This window comes from Microbacterium sp. 71-36, assembly GCF_001898305.1.
GTDB lineage: Bacteria > Actinomycetota > Actinomycetes > Actinomycetales > Microbacteriaceae > Microbacterium.
In genome coordinates this window covers 199,381-216,290 of record NZ_MKTP01000002.1, presented here as the reverse complement: position 1 = coordinate 216,290, position 16,910 = coordinate 199,381, and the positions used below count along the sequence as shown (strand labels likewise).

Genomic DNA, 16,910 nt, shown 5'->3' with positions numbered 1-16,910 from the left:
CGCGGCGCCTCAGGGCCGCCACGACGCGAGGAAGTTGCCCAGACGCTCGATGGCATCCGAGATCACCCGGGCCTCGGGGAGCGTCACGATGCGCACGTGGTCGGTCGTCGGCCAGTTGAAGCCCGAACCCTGCACGAGCAGGACGTGCTCCGCGATGAGGAAGTCGCGCACGAACTGCGCGTCGTCGGGGATCTCGTACACCTCCGGGTCGAACCGGGGGAAGGCGTACAGCGCACCGCGGGGCATGACGCACGAGACGCCCGGGATCGCTTCGAGGCCCTGCCATGCGGCATCCCGCTGCTCGTGCAGGCGTCCCGTCGGCGCGATCAGCGCGTCGATGGACTGCACGCCCGACAGCGCCGCCTGGACGGCGAACTGCGCCGGCACGTTCGGACACAGACGCGTGGATGCCAGCAGGTTGATGCCGTGCAGGAACCCCTCGGCGTGCTCCTTGGGCCCCGTGATCACGAGCCAGCCCGACCGGTACCCGGCGACGCGATACGTCTTGGACAGGCCGTTGAAGGTCAGTACGAGCAGATCCGGCGCGACCGTGGCCATCGGGATGTGCACCGCGTCGTCGAACACGATCCGGTCGTAGATCTCGTCGGCGAGCACCAGCAGCGAGTGCTCGCGGGCGATGTCGGCGAGCCCGTCGAGCACCTCACGCGAATACACCGCGCCGGTGGGGTTGTTCGGGTTGATCACGACGATCGCCTTGGTGCGCGGCGTGATCTTCGAGCGGATGTCCTCGAGGTCCGGCTGCCACTCCCGCGACTCGTCGCAGATGTAGTGGACCGGCGTGCCGCCGCCCAGGCTCGTCATCGCCGTCCACAGCGGATAGTCCGGAGCGGGGATGAGGACCTCGTCGCCCTCGTCGAGCAGCGCCTGCATGGTCATCGTGATCAGCTCGGACACCCCGTTGCCGAGGTACACGTGGTCGGGGTCGACGTGCGGGAATCCAGGCTCCTGCTCGTACCGCGACACGACGGCCCGGCGGGCGGACAGGATGCCACGGCTGTCGCTGTACCCGTGGGCGTGCGGCACCGACGCGATCATGTCGCGCACGATCTGATGCGGCGCCTCGAACCCGAAGATCGCCGGGTTCCCCGTGTTGAGCTTGAGGATCGAGTGCCCCTCGGCCTCGAGTCGATCGGCCTCGACGAGGGCCTCCCCGCGGATCTCGTAGAGGACGTCCTTCAGCTTCGACGACTGATCGAGGGGGCGCAGCGGGCTCATCGCCTCAGGATATCCCCGGGCCGAACCGGCCAATCACCCACCCGTGGCCTGCCCCGACGCATGGATGCCGTGCCCCCGCGCGGCGGCGAGGACACGCCATCCATGGGGGTCGTGCTACTTCTTCTTGCCGGCGGCGCGGCGATCGGCGCGGTTGTTCGCGGCGGGTTCGGCTGCCGCTGTGCGCTGCCCGAAGGCGCCGCGCGGACCCGAGGGCGCGGCCTCGGCCGCGGGGGCCGCCGCCTGGCCGGCCTGGCGCAGACGGTTCGTCGCCGCCTGCTGCACCTGACCGCGGTCGTTGCGCACCTCGACTTCGCCGGCGTCGTTCGCCGCGGAGTACTCCAGGCGCTGACCCTCGACCGCTGCGGGGGCCAGGCCCTTCGCCTCGACCTGAGCGCCCTCTTCGCCGTCGCCCTTCCGGACCTCGACCTCGAGGTTGTAGAGGAAGCCGGCTGACTCCTCCTTGATCTGCCCCATCATCGACTGGAACATCTGGTAGCCCTCGCGCTGGTACTCGATCAGCGGGTCGCGCTGGGCCATGGCGCGCAGGCCGATGCCGTCCTTCAGGTAGTCCATCTCGTAGAGGTGCTCGCGCCAGCGACGGTCGAGCACCTGCAGCACGACGCGACGCTCGAGTTCGCGCAGCGCCGGGGCGCCGAGCGTCTGCTCGCGGTTCTCGTACGCGATGCGGGCGTCGGAGATGATCTCGCGCTTGAGCCCCTCGGGGGTGATGCGACCCTTGTTCCCGCCGGCTTCGGCGACGACCTCGTCGATCGTGACGCTGACGGGGTACAGGGTCTTCAGCTCGGTCCACAGCGCATCGAAGTCCCACGACTCGGTGTGCCCGCTGCCGGTGTGGTCGTCGATGATGGCCGTGATCGCGTCCTCGATGAAGTGCTGCACGCGGTCGGCGATGTCGTCGCCCTGCAGCATGTGACGGCGGTCGGCGTAGATCGCCTCGCGCTGACGGTTGAGGACGTCGTCGTACTTGAGCACGTTCTTGCGCATCTCGGCGTTGCGGGCCTCGACCTGCGACTGGGCGCTCTTGATCGCGCGCGAGACCAGACCCGACTCGATCGCGACATCGTCGGGGAAGTTCGTGCGCGCGAGGATCGCCTCGGCGGCCCCCGACTGGAACAGGCGCATGAGGTCGTCGGTCAGCGACAGGTAGAAGCGGCTCTCGCCGGGGTCGCCCTGACGGCCCGAACGACCGCGCAGCTGGTTGTCGATGCGACGCGACTCGTGGCGCTCGGTGCCGAGCACGTAGAGGCCGCCGGCCTCGGTCACCTTCGCGGCCTCTTCGGCGACGGTGTCGCGGACGGCGGTGTACACCGAGTCCCACTCCGCCTCGTAGGCCTCGGGCGTCTCGACCGGGTCGAGCCCCTTGGCCTTCATCTCGGACACGGCCAGGAACTCGGCGTTGCCGCCGAGCATGATGTCGGTGCCGCGGCCGGCCATGTTGGTCGCGACGGTGACGGCGCCGAGGCGTCCGGCGCGGGCGACGATCTCGGCCTCGCGCGCGTGGTTCTTCGCGTTCAGCACCTCGTGGCGGATGCCCTTCTTCGACAGCAACCGCGACAGGTACTCGCTCTTCTCGACGCTCGTGGTGCCGACGAGGACCGGCTGGCCCTTCTCGTGACGCTCAGCGATGTCCTCCACGACCTGCGCGAACTTCGCCGTCTCGTTCTTGTAGACGAGGTCGGGCTGGTCCTTGCGGATCATCGGCTTGTTCGTCGGGATCGGCACGACGCCGAGCTTGTACGTCGACATGAACTCGGCCGCCTCGGTCTCGGCGGTACCGGTCATCCCCGAGAGCTTCTCGTACAGGCGGAAGTAGTTCTGCAGCGTGACGGTGGCGAGGGTCTGGTTCTCGGCCTTGACCGGGACGCTCTCCTTCGCCTCGATCGCCTGGTGGATGCCCTCGTTGTAGCGGCGCCCCACGAGGATGCGGCCCGTGTGCTCGTCGACGATCATGACCTCGTCGTTCATCACGACGTAGTCGGTGTCTCGCTTGAACAGCGCGATCGCCTTGATCGAGTTGTTGAGGAACGAGATGAGCGGGGTGTTCGCCGACTCGTACAGGTTGTCGATGCCGAGGTAGTCCTCGACCTTCTCGATGCCGGGCTCGAGCACACCGATCGTGCGCTTCTTCTCGTCGACCTCGTAGTCGACACCGGCCTCGAGCGTGCGGGCGAGCTTGGCGAACTCGGTGAACCAACGGTTGGCCTCGCCCGACGCGGGGCCCGAGATGATGAGCGGCGTGCGGGCCTCGTCGATGAGGATCGAGTCGACCTCGTCGACGATGGCGAAGAAGTGACCGCGCTGCACGAGGTCCTCCTTGCGCCACGCCATGTTGTCGCGCAGGTAGTCGAAGCCGAACTCGTTGTTCGTGCCGTAGCTGATGTCGGCCTCGTACTGCTCGCGGCGCACCTCGGGCGTCTGCCCCGAGACCACGGTGCCGGTCGTCATGCCGAGGGCGCGGTACACGCGGCCCATGAGCTCGGACTGGTAGCTCGCGAGGAAGTCGTTCACCGTGATGACATGGACGCCCTTGCCGGCGATCGCGTTGAGGTAGGCCGGCAGGGCCGCGGTCAGGGTCTTGCCCTCACCGGTCTTCATCTCGGCGATGTTGCCGAGGTGCAGGGCTGCGCCGCCCATGATCTGCACGTCGTAGGGACGCTGACCGAGCGTGCGCTTGGCCGCCTCGCGGACGGCGGCGAACGCTTCGGGCATGAGCTGGTCGAGGGTCTCGCCGGCTTCGTACCGCGCACGCAGTTCGACCGTCTCGTTGCGCAGCTCCTCGTCGGTGAGCTGCTCGTAGTCCTCTTCGAGGGCACCGGTCGCCTTCACGACGCCCTGCAGTCGGCGGAGGATGCGCCCCTCTCCGGCGCGCAGCAGTTTCTCGAGCGGATTGGCCACGAAGCATCTCCATCTATCGGGTGCGGCGCCCTCGTGGACGCCGGCCTGCGCACAGGCATACACGGTCATGTTATCGGTGTTATCCGTTCGTGACCTGCGAGCCCGCTGGCTTTCCTGCTCGCCGTGCGCGCCCGTAGCGAACACCCGGCTCGCTCCGAAGAGCCCCGCTTAGGATCGAGGCATGGCCGGTTTCTGGGGTAAGAGGAAGCGCGAAGAGCAGGACGCCGCGGATGCCGATCTGGCACGCCGCGCCGAACTCGCCATCGTCGCCGCCGACGAACGCGTGCGGCTGACCTCGGACGAGCTGGACTTCGCGCGCGCCGAACTCGGAGACAAGGCCACGGAAGACCTGGCGGCGGCCCTGCAGTCGGTGAAGGTGCACCTGGCCGAGGCGTTCCAGCTGCACCAGCTCAACCACGACGAGATCCCCGACACCAAGGATGAGCTGCGGACGCGCAATGCCCGCATCATCCAGCTGTCGGAGTGGGCCGAAGATCTCCTCGAAGAACGCACTCTCGTCCTGCAGCCCAAGATCGATGCGGTACGACGCGCACCCGAGACGCTCGCCCGCGTGCGCGCGGACCGCGACCGTCTGGCCGAGCGTGTCCCCCACGCCCGAGAGATCGTCGAGCGGCTGGCCCAGCGGTACAGCCCCTCGGCGCTCCAGCAGATCGCCGGGAACCCCGAAGAGGTCCAACAACTCCTCGACTTCGCGGTGCACACCGCCGGCGTCTCGGAGCGCCGTCGAGAGGCCGGTCAGCGCGAGCAGGCGTCCGTCGCGCTCGAAGCCGCGACCGAGGCGGTGCGGCGCGCCGAATCGCTCCTGGACGCCGTCGACACCTTCGAGATCGAGGCCCTGCGCGCCGAGTCGACGCTCGCGGCCGTGATCGACGACTCCCGGGGCGACCTGATCGATGCCCGTCGAGGTGCGCAGACGCCGGCCGTGCTCCAGGCCATGGCGACGCTCGAGCGCGAGCTGCACGCCCTGCCCGCGGCGGGCGCCCGCACCGACCCGTTCAGCTCGCTTTCCTCGCTGCGTCAAGCCAATGCCGACCTGGATCTCGCCCGCGAGCGCGCGGCCCGACCCGTTCCCTCGCAGGAGCAGGTCGAGCACGCCATCGACGACGCCGACCGCCAGCTCGCCGTGGCCCGCGGCCTCATCACGGGACACCGCGGATGGATCGGCGCGGACGCGCGCACGCGGTTCGTCGAGGCCGAGCGGCTGCGCGCCGGTCTCCCCCTAGGACCGATCGCCGACGACCAGAGAGAGACCGCGCTCGCCACGGCACGGCGCGCCGGGGCCCTGGCGTCCGAGTCGCTGCAGCTGGCCCAGCGCGACATCGAACAGTCCCGCCCCGACGACTGGGGCGGCAACGGGTACGGCCGCGGCGGCTACGGTCGCGGCGGCGGGATGAGCGGCGGCAACATGGTCGGCGGCATGCTCGGCGGCCTCGTCATCGGCTCGCTGCTGGGCGACATCTTCGACGGCTGATCCGTCGTGAACGAAGAAGGGGCCCCGTCCGATGGACGGGGCCCCTTCTTCGTCGATGGTCAGGACGCGACCGCGACCTCCGGTGAGGCCTGGGTGCCCAGCGCGATGACGCCGTAGTCCCAGCCCTTGCGGCGGTAGACGACGCTCGGGTGGTCGGTGCGCGCGTCGATGAAGAGGAAGAAGTCGTGGCCGACGAGCTCCATCCGGTCGACGGCGTCCTCGACCGTCATCCACTCGGCGCCGAACTCCTTCTGCCGGATGACGACCGGGCAGTACTCCGCTTCTTCTGCGGACTCCGCCTGCACGGGCACGGAACCCGTCGCCACGGCACGCAGGACGTCGACGGAGGCGGGCTCGACGTCGATGCCCGCGAGTTCGCCCGTCCCCTTCTCGAACTTCGCCCCGCGCGGGTGGTTTCGGGCGTCGACGCGCTTCTGCTTCGCGCGGCGCACCTGCTCGGAGATCTTGTCGACCGCCAGATCGAGAGCGGCGAACTTGTCGGTGTCGGTCGCTTCCGCCCGGACGACGGGACCCTTTCCATCGAGGGTGAGCTCGACGGTATCGTCCTCCATCCGGCCGTTGCGATAGGAGCGATGCGTCACCTTGACTTCGAGCGTGTTCGCGCGGGGCGCGAGGTGCTCGATCCGGCTGACCTTCTCTTCGACCACCGAGCGGAATCGATCGGTGATACCGACTCCCACGCCGACGATGCTGGTGTCCATCCGTGACCTCCTTGTTCCGGGTTCCGCCCGGTCTAAGGGCGGAACAGCCGTCGCCTTCAGTCCCTCCCACGGTAGTCGGATGGACACCGACCTGTCACGTGTCAATCACCTCGGATTCACGTGAGGATCCGCTGCGTCGCGGCGTGTGCGCGAGCGCGACCGCGACGATGTCGCGCGCTCCGGCCGCACGCAGGGCCGACACCGCGTCCCCGAGAGTGGCGCCGGTGGTGAGGACGTCGTCGACCACGACGACCGGCCCGGCAGGAGGGGTGCGCGCGACGAACAGCCCGGCCACGTTGGCCTGCCGTGCCGAACGGGTGAGACCGCGCTGATCGGCGGAGCGGCGGCGCATCCGCAGCAGCGGCACGGCCCGCGCTCCGGCGCTGCGCACGAGGAGGTCGACGGGGCGGTATCCCCGGCGCCGGTCGGCCGCGCGGGACGCGGGGACGGTCGTCACGGTCGCGTCCGCCGGAGCCGCCGCCAGAGCCGCCGCGAGAGCGGGACCGAGGGCGCGGGCGAGGCCCGTGCGCCCGTCGGACTTCATCGCGCGGATGACGCGCGCGGCGACGCCGTCGAACTCCAGCGCGCTGAAGACCTCCACATCGGCGCGGAGACGACGCCTCACGACGCGCGGGACGAGGGCGGCGAGGCATCCCTCGCAGATGTCGACGTCGAGCGCGCCGCACCCCGCGCACGCCACCGGGAACCAGAACGCGAGCGCGTCGCCGACGGCGCCGCGGATCGCACGCCGCCACACCGTCGGAGAAGAGGAAGCCATGACGGAAGCGTGGAGCAGCGCGGCATCCGCCCGCCGACCCGGTGTCGCGGTCCGTGGACCAGGCCGCCGTCGCGCCACCCCGGGGAGGAGGGGTCAGGACGTGGTGCCCTGCTGCACCGCCAGCACGCGGATGTCGGTGGCCACGAGGGTCCACGAGCTGCCGCGGCGGCTGAACAGGCGGCCGGAGTCGTCGAGGATGCGCACGCTCGCGCTGCCCCCGGAGATCGCCTTCGCGCTCTCGGGGACGGATCCCACGGTGCCCCGACCGCCGACGCTGAGCTCATCGAGTCGTGCCGCCCCGTCGACGGAGGTCAGCACCCCGACGACCGTGTCGTCGAGCCAGGCGAGATCGAACGCACCCGGTTCCGAGAACGACAGGACGTGCGGGGGGCCGAGGCTGACCGCGTTGCCCTCGCGCACGATGCCCGCGAGCCACACCTCTCGGACCCCCGCGACGGTCACGACCGCCGCGACACGTGTGCCGTCGCGCGAGATCTGGAACGACACCACCTCGGAGGCATCCGGCCACGCGTTGCCGATCTCGCGCGGAACCCCTTGCGGCGTGTACGCGCGCAACTGCGACGGCGACGAGCGCGGAACGCTCCAGATCTCCCCCACGGCATCGATCGACGGCGGCAGCAGACCCGCGCGGTCGTCGAGGAGGAAGGTGCCTCCGTCGGCGAGCGCGCTGGCGACCGCCCCCTGCTGCGTCAGGACCGCGGCGAGACTGCGGTCGGCTTCGAGCTCGACACTCGTCGGCGCCAGCGACTCCACCGCATCCGAGAGCGTGGGGATCGTGTCGACGGTCTCACCGTTGAGCACCCCGAAGGTCCCGTCCGCGGTGAGCACGGCCGGCGACGGATCGACCCGGGTGACCTTCACCGGCAGCTCGCTCGCGGCGATGGGAGTCCCGTCGACCGTCATCTGCACCTCGCTGATCCCGGCCGTGACGAGGCTGCGGGTCAACTGCGTCTGCATGCGGTCGAGGGTGGTGCGATCCAGACTCAGTGCCGCCTGGGGCAGTTGCACCTGCGCGACGCCGCTCGCGGACAGGGTCACCGAACGCCCCACCAGCGAGAGCTCGTCGGGGAACGCGCTCTTCACGGCGCCCGCGAGCCACGCGCTGGGCTGCCCGTCGACGAGGGCGGTCGTGACGCGACTGGCCACGAGCGGGCGCGGGAACCATCGGACGTCGGGGACGATGTAGCTCCACGTGGGATCGAAGTACGCCACGGATGCCGCCTGGTAGACGGTCGGGAAGACCTCCTCGTACAGCACGACGCCGTCGGGCGCGGATGTGATCCGCCACTGGTCGTCGACGCGCGCCAGGGTGAACGAGAGGGTCTCGGTGGCGCCGCTCACCGCCGGGGAGTAGGCGCCGTCGGCATCCACCCCGGCGATCGTCGAGAGCTGCACGCCCACGCTCGTCCCATCGGGGACGGCCGTCGCGCGCCGGTCGGCGAGACGGTCGATCGTCACGCGGGCGCGCGGGTCCCACTGGGTGCCGGGGGCGAGGAAGAGCTTCGCCGTGGCCCAGTCGTCGGCGGGGCCCGATCCCGCGCGCAGGAAGCCCTCCACGATCTCGGAGGGCGATGCGTCTTCCAGCGGACCGTCCGGCACGAAGGCGAACTGCTGGGTCTGGTCGACCTCCGGTCCCCGGCCCGGGTTGACGTACCCGGTCGTCGGCAGCCCGGTGCAGGCGGAGAGGACCAGGACGAGAAGCAGACTCAGGCCCGCGAATGCGCGTTTCACGACGGCGTCCTCCCCGTCCGTCCGAGCGAGATCGGCTGGGTCAGCCCCAGCGCTTCGAGTGCGCCGCCCTGCTCGTCGTCCGGGACGAGCGGCAGCGGCGATCCGCCGAGCGGACGCCCGTCGCGCGGGAGGGTGAGCAGGAAGTTCGAGCCGTGGCCCAGCTCGGACCACACCGACAGCGTGCCGCCGTGCAGCCGCGCGTCGCCCAGCGCGATGGAGAGCCCGAGCCCCGTGCCGCCGATCGTCCGCACGCGCGAAGGGTCCGCGCGCCAGAAGCGGTCGAACACGCGCTCCACGTCGTCGGCCCGCATCCCGAGACCGAAATCGCGGACGCTGAGGGCCACGGCATCCCGGTCGCTGTCGACGGAGACGACGATCGGCCGCCCCTCCCCGTGCTCGATCGCGTTGCCGAGGAGATTGCGCACGATCCGGCGCACGCGCCGCCCGTCCATGTCGATGGGGGTGTATCCGCCGGGCGCGACGAGACGCACGTCGCTGCCGTGCTGGTGGGCGAGCTGCTCCATCGACGCGATGACGTCCTCGGCCAGGTGCGCCATGCTCGTGGGCTCGAGCTCGAGCTGCACCGAGCCGGCGTCGTACCGGCTGATCTCGAGGAGGTCGGTGAGGAGCACTTCGAACCGCTGCACCTGGGCGTGCAGCAGCTCGGCGGCACGCGCCGTGGTCGGCTCGAACTCCGCCCGCTGGTCGTTGATCATGTCGGCGGCGAGGCGGATCGTCGTCAGGGGCGTCCGCAGCTCGTGCGAGACATCGGAGACGAACCTCTGCTGCACGAGCGAGAGGTCGGCCAACTCCTTGATCTGGGACTCGATGCTGTCAGCCATCGCATTGAACGAGCGGTTCAGCGTGGCCAGCTCGTCCTCTCCGCGGACGGGCAGCCGCACCCCCAGGTCGCCCGCCGCCAGTTTGGCGCTGGTCTCGGCGGCATCCGCGATCGGGGTCGTCACCGATCGGAGCACCACCCAGGCGATGGCGCCGATCAGCACGACGAGCACCAGACCGACCACCCACAGCAGCACCTGCACGAACGCGAGCGTCTGGGCGGCACTGGTGAGGTCGTACCCCATGTAGAGCTCGTAGTAGTCGACGCCGTCCTGCGCGGGGAAACGCAGCTGATGACCGACCAGGATGCCGGGGACGTCGCGCCCCGCGTCGGACGGCAACGCCACCGACTGCCACCACTGCAGATCGGGATTGGACTGGACCTGCGTCCGCAGGGCGTCGGTGACGATGGCGGAGTCGAACGCCGGGGAGATGAACGGCTGCGGCGCCAGCGGGGAGGGCGGCCCGATGCGGTAGAGCGCGATGAGGTCGCTCGAGGACTGCTGCGACAGGCGCGTGGCGATGCCGTTCATCAGCGTCTGCGCCGCGGCCGGGTCGGTGGAGTCCACCGCGGCATCCAGGGTCGCCTGCGCCGCGGCGGTCGCACGCTGCGCTTCGAGGAGCACCTGGTCCTTGCGGGCGGTGAACAGTTCGTTCTGGATGACGAGCGCCATCGCCACGCAGGTGACGAGGATCGTCGCGGCCGTCAGCGCGACGGCGATCACGATCGTGCGGAACCGCAGGGAGCGACGCCAGAGCGTCGCCAGACGGTCGCGGAGGCCGCGCCAGTCGATCGGCCGCCTCACCCGGGTGATCGGGAGCGTGCGCACCGCGCCCGTCATGAGGGCCTCAAGCCACCGCGCCGGCGCGATAGCCCACCCCGCGCACGGTGGTCACGATGCGCGGGTTGTCGGGATCGGCCTCGATCTTGGCGCGCAGGCGCTGGACGTGGACGTTGACCAGACGCGTGTCGGCTTTGTAGTGGTACCCCCACACCTGCTCGAGGAGCATCTCGCGGGAGAAGACCTGCTGCGGCTTCTCGGCGAGGGCCACGAGGAGCTCGAACTCGAGCGGGGTCAGCGCGATGGGGCTGTCGCCGCGGCGGACCTCGTGTGCGGCGACGTCGACGACGAGGTCGCCGATCCGCAGCATCTCGTCGGCCGGGGCCTGCGCCGGACGCAGCCGCGTGCGGATGCGGGCGACGAGCTCTTTCGGGTTGAACGGCTTGACGATGTAGTCGTCGGCGCCGGACTCGAGCCCCTTCACGACATCGGCGGTGTCGGTGCGGGCGGTCAGCATGATGATCGGGATGCCGGACTCCGCGCGGACGCGGGTGCAGATCTCGATCCCGTCGACACCGGGCAGCATGAGGTCCAGAAGGATCAGGTCGGGGCGCTCGGTGCGCCACGCGTCGACCGCCTGCGCGCCGTCGGCGCAGAACACGGTCTCGAATCCCTCGGTGCGCAGCACGATGCCGATCATCTCGGCGAGCGCGGTGTCGTCGTCGACAACCAGGATCCGTGAAGTCATCGGGTGTACGTCTTCCGTCTCGGCCCCGTTCGGGAACGGGTAACGCGCCGCGGGTGGGGCGCATCACCCCGAGCGTAGTCGACGTGCCCGCGATGAGGCCGAGCCTGTCCGGGGTGTGTGACACGATGAGGACACAGCCGACCGCCGAGGAGGCGTCATCGTGACCGCGTACCCCGCCTGGACGCCGGCCTCGCGCGCCGGGATCGTGCCGCTGCATCCCTACGGATTCGGCACCATCCTCGGGCGCTCCTTCGTGGCGCTGCGCCACAACCCCCGCGTCCTGCTGGGTTTCGCCCTCATCGTGCAGACCGTCGCCTACGTCGTCGTGACGGCGGCCATCGCGGCCGTGGCGATCGCGAGCTTCTCGCGCCTGGACACCCTCGTGGAGGGCAGCGACGCGTTCGACGCCGTCCTGACCGGGTCCATCGCCCTGACCGGCGTCGCCGCCCTGGTGCTCGGGGCCCTGGCCGGGGCGCTCGGCATCCTCGTGCAGGCGGTCGTCGTGACCGAGGTCGCCTCGGCGGTCGTCGCCGAGAAGCCGACGCTGCGCGAGGCCTGGAGGCGGGTGCGCCCCGTCTTCCTCCGGCTGATCGGGTACGCGCTGCTCACTCTTCTGGCCTCGGTCACCGTCCTCGCGGTGCTGGGCGGGATCGCGGTCCTCGTGGGTCTGGCGGTCCTCCCGCTCGGCATCGTGCTGGGCGTGCTGTTCGCCCTCGGCCTCATCCCCCTCTACGCCTGGCTCTCGACCAAGCTCTTCCTCGTCCCCTCCGCGATGATCCTCGAGGGGGTCGGCATCCGACGCGCCATCGCGCGGTCGTGGGTGCTCACGCGGCGGCGGTTCTGGTCGACGTTCGGCGTGATCGTGATCATCTCGCTCGCGTTCGGCTTCGTCGCCCAGGTCATCTCGATCCCCCTGAGCCTGCTCTCGAGCGGGATCTCCGCGATCGTCGCGCCGACCGGAGCCGAGAACCCGAGCGCGCTCGTGGCCTTCGTGGTGATCCAGTTCGTCGGGCAGATCGGCATCCTGCTGGTCCAGTGCATCGCCGTGGTGGTGCAATCGACCTCGGCCGTGCTGGTGTACGTCGACGCGCGCATGCGCGTGGAGGGCCTCGACCACGATCTCTCCACCTACGTCGAGGCGCGCGACGCGGGAGCGACGGAGCAGGCCGACCCGTACCGTGCCGGCATCGGCCGCAGGTTCGCGCCCGCCCCGGCGTGGGGGGCGCCGCCGGCGGCGGCCTGGCCCGCACAGCCCGCGGCCGGCGGCCCGGGCGCGGCGTGGCCCGTACCGACCGCGGCGCCGGCTCCGTCCCCCGCGGCGTATCCCGCACCCACCGCGGCACCGGCGCCGCAGCCGGCACCGACCCCGCAGCCCGCGCCGGCGACCCCACCGTCCGACCCGACCGCCTGGGCCGCCCCCGGCGCCCCGCCCGCGGGTTCGTGATCACGGCCCTCCGGGCGCTGGTCGGCGCCGTTCCGCTGCTCCCCGACGCCGACGAGGCGCGGGAGTGGGCCGAGCGCGAGCTCGCCGACCCGATCTACCGCGCGGCCGAGCCGACACCGTTCGACCGGGCGGCACGGGCCGTCCTCGACTTCCTGCAGCGACTGTTCACCGCACCGGTGTCGGGCGATTGGGGCCCGTGGGCCTTCGTCGTGCTGGCCGTCCTCGCCGTCGCCGCCATCGTCGTCGGACTGCTGATCTGGGGCCGCCCCCGTCGCACCGCCCGCGCCCACCCGGCCGCCCGTGCCCTCTTCGACGACGACGACGGGCGCTCGGCCGACGAGCTCCGCGCCGACGCGGCCGCAGCGGCCGACCGCGGCGACTGGGACGCCGCGATCGTCCTCCGCTTCCGCTCGTTCGCGCGCGGACTGTCCGAGCGCGGCATCGTCGACCCGCCGCCGGGAGCCACCGCCCGCGCCTTCGCCCGAACCGCCGGGGCGACGCTCCCCTCTCTCGAGGGCCCCGCACTCGCGGCGGCCTCCGTGTTCGATGACGTGCGCTATCTCGGACGCCCCGGCACGGCCGACGCCTACGCCCTCGTCCGCCGCCTCGACGAGACCGCGGTGCGCGCCCGTGTCGGACTCCCGGATGCCGGGGCGGTCGCGCCGTGACGTCGCTCGCCGCGCCGACGACCCGCCGCCGCCGGACCGCGGTCGGCTGGATCGCTTTCGTCGCCGGCCTCGCCGTGGTCGGGCTGTTCGGCACGACGCTGGTGTCCGGCGAGTGGACGCCGCGCGATGCGCTCGACCCCGATTCCCCCGCCCCGGACGGCACCCGCGCGGTCGTCCGCGTCCTCGAGCAGCAGGGGGTGCGGGTCGTCGTCGCACGCGACCTCGCCGCCACCGAACGCGCCCTGGACACCGCGCCGAGCACGCTCGTCCTGCGCGACGCGCCGATGCTCACCGACGCGACGCTCCGGCGTCTCACGGCGAAGGCGAGCGATGTCGTGCTCGTCGAGCCGCGCTCCCGGACGCTCGAGGTCCTGCTGAACGGATCCACGCTGGGCGACGTCGTGGACGACCGCTCCGTCGACCCGATGTGCGATCTTCCCGCACCCCGTGCGGCCGGCCCCGCCCATGTGGGCGAGCTGTACGCACCCGGTGACGGCGTGACCGGGTGCTACCCGGCGGAGGGCGGATTCGGCGTCCTCGTCCACGAGGACGGTGGCCGGTCGATCACGGCGGTCGACGGGCTGTCCGTCCTCACGAACCGCGCCCTTCCGCTCGACGGCGACGCCGCCCTCGCCCTCGGGCTGCTCGGGCGCAACGCGACCCTCGTCTGGTATGTGCCGTCCCTCGCCGACGCCGACACCGGCAGCGCCGTCCCCACGATCGGCGACCTCACCCCGGGGTGGGTGACGCCGGCGATGGCGCTGCTGCTGATCGCCGGACTCACGGCCGCGGTGTGGCGCGGGCGCCGATTCGGCCCGCTCGTGACCGAACGCCTGCCCGTCACGGTGCGCGCGAACGAGACCACCGAGGGACGGGCCCGGCTCTACGCCGCCTCCGGCGACGCCGCGCACGCACTCGACGAGTTGCGCCGTGCCGCCCGCCGCCGACTGGTGCGACTGCTCGGTCTGCCGGCGCGCACGCCGGCGGAGCAGATCGCCGACGCGGTGGCGGAACGGCTCGGAACCGACCGGGCGGTCGTGCACGGCATCCTGATCGACGACCTCCCCCGCACCGACCGCGAGCTCGTCGCGGCCAGCGATCGACTGCGCGATCTCGAGACGAGCGTCCGCGCGACCCTTCGAACGGAAAGGACCTCCCGATGACCGACAGTCCTCTCGGCTCCCCCGACCACCCCACCGCGGCCCCGACACCGGCGCCCGCTCGAGCGGACGCCGACGACGCCGCGCTGCGTCAGGCGATGCACCGCGTCCGCACCGAGGTGGGCAAGGCCGTCGTCGGCCAGGACGGCACCATCACGGGGCTGCTCATCGCCCTCCTCGCGCGCGGCCACGTGCTGCTCGAGGGCGTGCCGGGCGTCGCCAAGACGCTGCTGGTGCGGTCGTTCAGCCGGGCGCTCGGGCTCGACACGCGACGGGTGCAGTTCACCCCCGACCTCATGCCGGGCGACGTCACGGGTTCTCTCGTCTACGACGCACGCTCGGGCGAGTTCGAGTTCCGCGCCGGCCCGGTGTTCACGCACGTGCTCCTCGCCGACGAGATCAACCGCACACCCCCGAAGACGCAGGCCGCGCTCCTGGAAGCCATGGAGGAGCGCCAGGTCTCGTCCGACGGCGTCAGCCGACCGCTGCCGGATCCGTTCCTCGTCGCGGCCACGCAGAACCCCGTCGAACACGAGGGCACCTACACGCTGCCCGAGGCCCAGCTCGACCGCTTCCTCCTCAAGCTGGTGGTCGATCTCCCCGACCGTGACGCCGAGGTCGACGTCCTGCGCCGCCACGCGGGCGGGTTCGACCCGCGGCGCCTCGCCGACGCCGGGGTGGATGCCGTCGTCACGGCGCCCGAGATCCTCGCGGCGCAGCGCGCGGCGGCATCCGTCGCCGTCGCCGACGACGTGCTCGGCTACGTCGTCGACCTCGCCCGGGCGACCCGGCAGAGCCCGTCCGTGCTGCTGGGCGTGAGCCCGCGCGCGTCCACCGGTCTGCTCGCGGCGGCGAAGGCGTGGGCGTGGCTCGGCGGCTACCCCGCCATCACCCCCGACCACGTGCAGACGATGCTCGTGCCCGTCTGGCGGCACCGCATCCGGCTGCGACCCGAAGCCGAGATCGAAGGGGTCTCGGTGGATGCCGTCCTCACCTCGGTCCTGCAGCAGACCCGCGTTCCGCTCTGATGCACGTCACCGGCCGCCTGGCCCTGCTCGTCGCGCTCGGCGTCGTCCCCCTGGTCCTGCTCTCCTCCGCCGGGGCCGAGCCGTGGGCCGTGGTGGGCGGCTGGCTCGGGCTGTGCGCGGGGCTGGCCGCCGTCGACATGCTGCTCGCCGCGAGTCCCCGGACGGTCGAGATCAGCCGGCGGCTGCCCGAACGCGCCCTGCGCGACGAGCCGGTCGCGGGGGAACTGCGGGTGCGCAACCTCGGCCGTCGCCTGCTCCGCGCCCAGGTGCGCGACGCGTGGCAGCCCACCGCGGGCGTCCCCCCGGAGCGGCTGCGCTTCGTCGTGCCGCCGGGGGAACGACGCGGCGCTCCCCTGCCGCTCCTGCCGCGCCGGCGCGGCGAGCTTCGCAGCGAGTTCGTGGTCGTGCGCTCGGACGGGCCGCTGCGCCTCGCCGGGCGGCAGGCGACGATCCCGTCCGCGGCCGGACTCCGCGTGCTCCCCCCGTTCACGTCGCGACGCCACCTGCCGTCGCGCCTCGCGCGTCTGCGCGAACTCGACGGCAACACGACCCTGCAGGTGCGCGGTCCCGGCACCGAGTTCGACAGCCTGCGCGAATACGTGCGCGGCGACGATGTGCGTTCGATCGATTGGCGCGCCACGGCCCGCGCGGGAACGACGATGCTGCGCACCTGGCGCCCCGAACGCGATCGACACGTCGTCATCGTCGTCGACACCGGCCGGACCGCCGCGGCGCGGGTGGGCGACGGCACCCGGCTCGATGCCGCGATGGAGTCGGCCCTGCTCCTCTCCGCCCTGGCGGCACGGGCGGGCGACCACGTGCACCTGCTGATGTTCGATCGGGTGACCCGGGCGCGCGTCACGCGCGTCGACGGCGCGGGGCTGCTTCCCGCGCTCGTCGACGCGATGGCCTCCGTCGAACCGCAGCTCATCGACACCGACTGGGATGCCGCCTTCACCCAGGTGCGCGGGTTCACGCAGCGCCCGGCCCTCGTCGTGCTGTTGACGGCCGCGGACGATCCGGAGGCCGCGCGCGCGTTCCTCGCGTCGCTGCCCGCCGTGGCGGCACGTTCGCGTCTGCTCGTCGCGACGGCCACGGACGGCCCCGGCGACGCCCCCGAGCTCGACGACGCCGCCGCCGTCTACGCCGCGGCCGCCGTCGAGCGCGCCCGATCAGACGCCGATCGCGTGCGGGAGGCCGTCGAACGGGCCGGCGGCGATGCGATCTCGGCGTCGGCCGACGACCTGCCGCCGCTGGTCGCCGACCGCTATCTCGTGCTCAAGGCGGCCGGGCGCCTCTGAGCACCCGGTGGCACGGCCCCCCTCTCACACTCCCCATGCAGCC

The 16,910-nt window shown here is 71.8% G+C and carries 13 protein-coding genes; 6 read left to right on the top strand and 7 right to left on the bottom strand.

The window, feature by feature from the left end; genetic code table 11:
- Positions 1 to 9: 9 nt before the first annotated feature.
- Both BGO45_RS09565 and secA read right to left on the bottom strand, forming a co-directional pair.
- Positions 10 to 1,236: a pyridoxal phosphate-dependent aminotransferase gene (locus BGO45_RS09565; RefSeq protein WP_076490995.1), complete on the bottom strand. Its 1,227-nt coding sequence runs from the start codon at positions 1,234 to 1,236 to the stop codon at positions 10 to 12.
- 114 nt (positions 1,237 to 1,350) lie between these two features.
- On the bottom strand, positions 1,351 to 4,152 hold the full coding sequence (secA, locus tag BGO45_RS09560) for a preprotein translocase subunit SecA (protein WP_292693733.1): 2,802 nt from the start codon (positions 4,150 to 4,152) through the stop codon (positions 1,351 to 1,353).
- 181 nt (positions 4,153 to 4,333) lie between these two features.
- On the opposite strand from secA, the gene BGO45_RS09555 reads away from it, so the two are divergent.
- A complete protein-coding gene (locus BGO45_RS09555; protein ID WP_292693387.1) occupies positions 4,334 to 5,644 on the top strand; it encodes a hypothetical protein in 1,311 nt (436 codons plus the stop codon).
- Between the two features lie 59 nt (positions 5,645 to 5,703).
- Here the strand turns inward: BGO45_RS09555 and raiA are convergent, their stop codons facing one another.
- The 5 genes from raiA to mtrA form a co-directional block, all read right to left on the bottom strand.
- The gene (gene raiA, locus BGO45_RS09550) at positions 5,704 to 6,366 is read right to left on the bottom strand and encodes a ribosome-associated translation inhibitor RaiA (RefSeq protein ID WP_076490998.1); all 663 of its coding nucleotides are present in this window, start codon (positions 6,364 to 6,366) and stop codon (positions 5,704 to 5,706) included.
- Positions 6,367 to 6,460: 94 nt separating this feature from the next.
- Positions 6,461 to 7,144 carry a ComF family protein gene (locus BGO45_RS09545; protein WP_292693383.1) on the bottom strand — a complete coding sequence of 228 codons (684 nt, stop codon included), beginning with the start codon at positions 7,142 to 7,144 and terminating at the stop codon, positions 6,461 to 6,463.
- A 93-nt stretch (positions 7,145 to 7,237) separates the two neighbouring features.
- The gene (locus BGO45_RS09540) at positions 7,238 to 8,896 is read right to left on the bottom strand and encodes an LpqB family beta-propeller domain-containing protein (RefSeq protein ID WP_292693381.1); all 1,659 of its coding nucleotides are present in this window, start codon (positions 8,894 to 8,896) and stop codon (positions 7,238 to 7,240) included.
- On the bottom strand, positions 8,893 to 10,578 hold the full coding sequence (gene mtrB, locus BGO45_RS09535) for an MtrAB system histidine kinase MtrB (RefSeq protein WP_292693378.1): 1,686 nt from the start codon (positions 10,576 to 10,578) through the stop codon (positions 8,893 to 8,895). The genes BGO45_RS09540 and mtrB overlap by 4 nt, the downstream gene beginning before the upstream one ends.
- A 7-nt stretch (positions 10,579 to 10,585) precedes the next feature.
- On the bottom strand, positions 10,586 to 11,266 hold the full coding sequence (mtrA, locus tag BGO45_RS09530) for an MtrAB system response regulator MtrA (RefSeq protein ID WP_076491002.1): 681 nt from the start codon (positions 11,264 to 11,266) through the stop codon (positions 10,586 to 10,588).
- Positions 11,267 to 11,426: 160 nt separating this feature from the next.
- Here mtrA and BGO45_RS09525 point away from each other — a divergent pair, with 160 nt between their 5' ends.
- From BGO45_RS09525 to BGO45_RS09505, 5 genes are all read left to right on the top strand, one after another.
- Positions 11,427 to 12,710 carry a glycerophosphoryl diester phosphodiesterase membrane domain-containing protein gene (locus tag BGO45_RS09525; protein WP_292693374.1) on the top strand — a complete coding sequence of 428 codons (1,284 nt, stop codon included), beginning with the start codon at positions 11,427 to 11,429 and terminating at the stop codon, positions 12,708 to 12,710.
- Entirely contained in the window at positions 12,707 to 13,378 is a 672-nt protein-coding gene (locus BGO45_RS09520; RefSeq protein WP_292693371.1) for a DUF4129 domain-containing protein, read from the top strand. The genes BGO45_RS09525 and BGO45_RS09520 overlap by 4 nt, the downstream gene beginning before the upstream one ends.
- Positions 13,375 to 14,541 carry a DUF4350 domain-containing protein gene (locus BGO45_RS09515; RefSeq protein WP_292693368.1) on the top strand — a complete coding sequence of 389 codons (1,167 nt, stop codon included), beginning with the start codon at positions 13,375 to 13,377 and terminating at the stop codon, positions 14,539 to 14,541. Before BGO45_RS09520 ends, BGO45_RS09515 begins: the two co-directional genes overlap by 4 nt.
- Before the next feature lie 95 nt (positions 14,542 to 14,636).
- Entirely contained in the window at positions 14,637 to 15,566 is a 930-nt protein-coding gene (locus BGO45_RS09510; RefSeq protein WP_292693730.1) for a MoxR family ATPase, read from the top strand.
- Positions 15,566 to 16,867 carry a DUF58 domain-containing protein gene (locus BGO45_RS09505; RefSeq protein WP_292693365.1) on the top strand — a complete coding sequence of 434 codons (1,302 nt, stop codon included), beginning with the start codon at positions 15,566 to 15,568 and terminating at the stop codon, positions 16,865 to 16,867. Before BGO45_RS09510 ends, BGO45_RS09505 begins: the two co-directional genes overlap by 1 nt.
- Positions 16,868 to 16,910 lie beyond the last annotated feature (43 nt).

What these genes read in the sequence shown, in the direction of transcription:
- BGO45_RS09555 (WP_292693387.1), top strand. Translation starts at nt 4,334, where the DNA reads ATGGCCGGTTTCTGGGGTAAGAGGAAGCGCGAAGAGCAGGACGCCGCG.
- BGO45_RS09545 (WP_292693383.1), bottom strand. Translation starts at nt 7,144, where the DNA reads ATGGCTTCCTCTTCTCCGACGGTGTGGCGGCGTGCGATCCGCGGCGCC.
- BGO45_RS09510 (WP_292693730.1), top strand. Translation starts at nt 14,637, where the DNA reads ATGCACCGCGTCCGCACCGAGGTGGGCAAGGCCGTCGTCGGCCAGGAC.
- raiA (WP_076490998.1), bottom strand. Translation starts at nt 6,366, where the DNA reads ATGGACACCAGCATCGTCGGCGTGGGAGTCGGTATCACCGATCGATTC.
- BGO45_RS09505 (WP_292693365.1), top strand. Translation starts at nt 15,566, where the DNA reads ATGCACGTCACCGGCCGCCTGGCCCTGCTCGTCGCGCTCGGCGTCGTC.
- BGO45_RS09565 (WP_076490995.1), bottom strand. Translation starts at nt 1,236, where the DNA reads ATGAGCCCGCTGCGCCCCCTCGATCAGTCGTCGAAGCTGAAGGACGTC.
- mtrA (WP_076491002.1), bottom strand. Translation starts at nt 11,266, where the DNA reads ATGACTTCACGGATCCTGGTTGTCGACGACGACACCGCGCTCGCCGAG.
- mtrB (WP_292693378.1), bottom strand. Translation starts at nt 10,578, where the DNA reads ATGACGGGCGCGGTGCGCACGCTCCCGATCACCCGGGTGAGGCGGCCG.